1 rRNA gene is annotated in these 3,075 nt (G+C 51.2%); it reads left to right on the top strand.

Annotated elements, in window-relative coordinates:
- Positions 1 to 164: 164 nt before the first annotated feature.
- Positions 165 to 3,056: ribosomal RNA gene (locus tag J1G18_RS27780) — 23S ribosomal RNA — on the top strand.
- Positions 3,057 to 3,075 lie beyond the last annotated feature (19 nt).

Here is a 3,075-nt window from a genome sequence, read left to right as displayed (position 1 = left end):
ATCGTTCTTTAAAAATTTGGGTATGTGATAGAAAGATAGACTGAACGTTACTTTCACTGGTAACGGATCAGGCTAAGGTAAAATTTGTGAGTGACTCTTAAGAGTTTTGCGAATTTTCGGCGAATGTCGTCTTCACAGTATAACCAGATTGCTTGGGGTTATATGGTCAAGTGAAGAAGCGCATACGGTGGATGCCTTGGCAGTCAGAGGCGATGAAAGACGTGGTAGCCTGCGAAAAGCTTCGGGGAGTCGGCAAACAGACTTTGATCCGGAGATGTCTGAATGGGGGAACCCAGCCATCATAAGATGGTTATCTTGTACTGAATACATAGGTGCAAGAGGCGAACCAGGGGAACTGAAACATCTAAGTACCCTGAGGAAAAGAAATCAACCGAGATTCCCTTAGTAGTGGCGAGCGAACGGGGACTAGCCCTTAAGTGGCTTTGAGATTAGCGGAACGCTCTGGAAAGTGCGGCCATAGTGGGTGATAGCCCTGTACGCGAAAATCTCTTAGTCATGAAATCGAGTAGGACGGAGCACGAGAAACTTTGTCTGAATATGGGGGGACCATCCTCCAAGGCTAAATACTACTGACTGACCGATAGTGAACTAGTACCGTGAGGGAAAGGCGAAAAGAACCCCGGAGAGGGGAGTGAAATAGATCCTGAAACCGTATGCGTACAAGCAGTGGGAGCCCACTTTGTTGGGTGACTGCGTACCTTTTGTATAATGGGTCAGCGACTTATTTTCAGTGGCGAGCTTAACCGAATAGGGGAGGCGTAGCGAAAGCGAGTCTTAATAGGGCGTCTAGTCGCTGGGAATAGACCCGAAACCGGGCGATCTATCCATGGGCAGGTTGAAGGTTAGGTAACACTGACTGGAGGACCGAACCGACTACCGTTGAAAAGTTAGCGGATGACCTGTGGATCGGAGTGAAAGGCTAATCAAGCTCGGAGATAGCTGGTTCTCCTCGAAAGCTATTTAGGTAGCGCCTCATGTATCACTGTAGGGGGTAGAGCACTGTTTCGGCTAGGGGGTCATCCCGACTTACCAAACCGATGCAAACTCCGAATACCTACAAGTGCCGAGCATGGGAGACACACGGCGGGTGCTAACGTCCGTCGTGAAAAGGGAAACAACCCAGACCGTCAGCTAAGGTCCCAAAGTTATGGTTAAGTGGGAAACGATGTGGGAAGGCTTAGACAGCTAGGAGGTTGGCTTAGAAGCAGCCACCCTTTAAAGAAAGCGTAATAGCTCACTAGTCGAGTCGGCCTGCGCGGAAGATGTAACGGGGCTCAAACCATACACCGAAGCTACGGGTATCACGCAAGTGATGCGGTAGAGGAGCGTTCTGTAAGCCTGTGAAGGTGAGTTGAGAAGCTTGCTGGAGGTATCAGAAGTGCGAATGCTGACATGAGTAACGACAATGGGTGTGAAAAACACCCACGCCGAAAGACCAAGGTTTCCTGCGCAACGTTAATCGACGCAGGGTTAGTCGGTCCCTAAGGCGAGGCTGAAAAGCGTAGTCGATGGAAAACAGGTTAATATTCCTGTACTTCTGGTTATTGCGATGGAGGGACGGAGAAGGCTAGGCCAGCTTGGCGTTGGTTGTCCAAGTTTAAGGTGGTAGGCTGAGATCTTAGGTAAATCCGGGATCTTAAGGCCGAGAGCTGATGACGAGTTACCTTTTAGGTGACGAAGTGGTTGATGCCATGCTTCCAAGAAAAGCTTCTAAGCTTCAGATAACCAGGAACCGTACCCCAAACCGACACAGGTGGTTGGGTAGAGAATACCAAGGCGCTTGAGAGAACTCGGGTGAAGGAACTAGGCAAAATGGCACCGTAACTTCGGGAGAAGGTGCGCCGGTGAGGGTGAAGGACTTGCTCCGTAAGCTCATGCCGGTCGAAGATACCAGGCCGCTGCGACTGTTTATTAAAAACACAGCACTCTGCAAACACGAAAGTGGACGTATAGGGTGTGACGCCTGCCCGGTGCCGGAAGGTTAATTGATGGGGTTAGCTAACGCGAAGCTCTTGATCGAAGCCCCGGTAAACGGCGGCCGTAACTATAACGGTCCTAAGGTAGCGAAATTCCTTGTCGGGTAAGTTCCGACCTGCACGAATGGCGTAACGATGGCGGCGCTGTCTCCACCCGAGACTCAGTGAAATTGAAATCGCTGTGAAGATGCAGTGTATCCGCGGCTAGACGGAAAGACCCCGTGAACCTTTACTATAGCTTTGCACTGGACTTTGAATTTGCTTGTGTAGGATAGGTGGGAGGCTTTGAAGCGTGGACGCCAGTTCGCGTGGAGCCATCCTTGAAATACCACCCTGGCAACTTTGAGGTTCTAACTCAGGTCCGTTATCCGGATCGAGGACAGTGTATGGTGGGTAGTTTGACTGGGGCGGTCTCCTCCTAAAGAGTAACGGAGGAGTACGAAGGTGCGCTCAGACCGGTCGGAAATCGGTCGTAGAGTATAAAGGCAAAAGCGCGCTTGACTGCGAGACAGACACGTCGAGCAGGTACGAAAGTAGGTCTTAGTGATCCGGTGGTTCTGTATGGAAGGGCCATCGCTCAACGGATAAAAGGTACTCCGGGGATAACAGGCTGATACCGCCCAAGAGTTCATATCGACGGCGGTGTTTGGCACCTCGATGTCGGCTCATCACATCCTGGGGCTGAAGCCGGTCCCAAGGGTATGGCTGTTCGCCATTTAAAGTGGTACGCGAGCTGGGTTTAGAACGTCGTGAGACAGTTCGGTCCCTATCTGCCGTGGACGTTTGAGATTTGAGAGGGGCTGCTCCTAGTACGAGAGGACCGGAGTGGACGAACCTCTGGTGTTCCGGTTGTCACGCCAGTGGCATTGCCGGGTAGCTATGTTCGGGAAAGATAACCGCTGAAAGCATCTAAGCGGGAAACTTGCCTCAAGATGAGATCTCACTGGAACCTTGAGTTCCCTGAAGGGCCGTCGAAGACTACGACGTTGATAGGTTGGGTGTGTAAGCGCTGTGAGGCGTTGAGCTAACCAATACTAATTGCCCGTGAGGCTTGACCATATAACACCCAAGCAATCTG

It is taken from the genome of Pseudomonas sp. MIS38, assembly GCF_019891575.1.
In the GTDB taxonomy this organism is placed as follows: Bacteria; Pseudomonadota; Gammaproteobacteria; order Pseudomonadales; family Pseudomonadaceae; genus Aquipseudomonas; species Aquipseudomonas putida_A.
Note: the sequence above shows the minus strand (reverse complement) of the source record. Positions and strands in the feature narration are given on the sequence as shown.